The following is a 513-nucleotide window of genomic DNA, read 5'->3' as shown; positions in this document are numbered from 1 at the left end:
AACTTGAGCAGGAGTTTTAAAGCCAAGAGATTTTCGTGGTCTGTTGTTAAGTCTGTCTTGTATAAACCTAATCTGTTTTCGTTTAACCTGTGTAAAATCAGTCTGTTTTGGAAGATATTGCCTAATCAATCCGTTTGTATGTTCATTTAGTCCTCTCTCCCATGAGTGGTAAGGATTACAGAAGTAGAACTTTGTATCAAGAGCTTTTGCTACCTCTTCATGATAGGCAAACTCTTTACCATTGTCACTTGTAATGGTATGTGTGAGTTGTTTAATTGGTTGCAGCATCTCAACAATTGCCTTAGTAACAACATCTGCATGTTTACTCGGTACTTTTTTGATAAGTGTAAACTTTGACTTCCTATCAACAATGGTTACAAGTGCTCCTTTATGATTAGCCCCTATGACTGTATCAATCTCCCAATCCCCTATACGGGACTTCTTCTCAACTATTTTTGGTCGTTTATCAATAGATACACGATTTTTAATAATGCCTCTTGTAGCATACTCTAC

Annotated in this window: 1 protein-coding gene; it reads right to left on the bottom strand. The window is 36.6% G+C overall.

The window, feature by feature from the left end; genetic code table 11:
- The coding region (locus MNY27_RS10960) for an IS30 family transposase (protein WP_346392354.1) at positions 1–513 on the bottom strand (513 nt) is incomplete at both ends.

The sequence above is a fragment of the Sulfurimonas sp. NWX79 genome, from assembly GCF_039667035.1.
Lineage (GTDB): Bacteria > Campylobacterota > Campylobacteria > Campylobacterales > Sulfurimonadaceae > Sulfurimonas > Sulfurimonas indica.
This window is presented reverse-complemented; position numbering and strand designations above follow the sequence as displayed.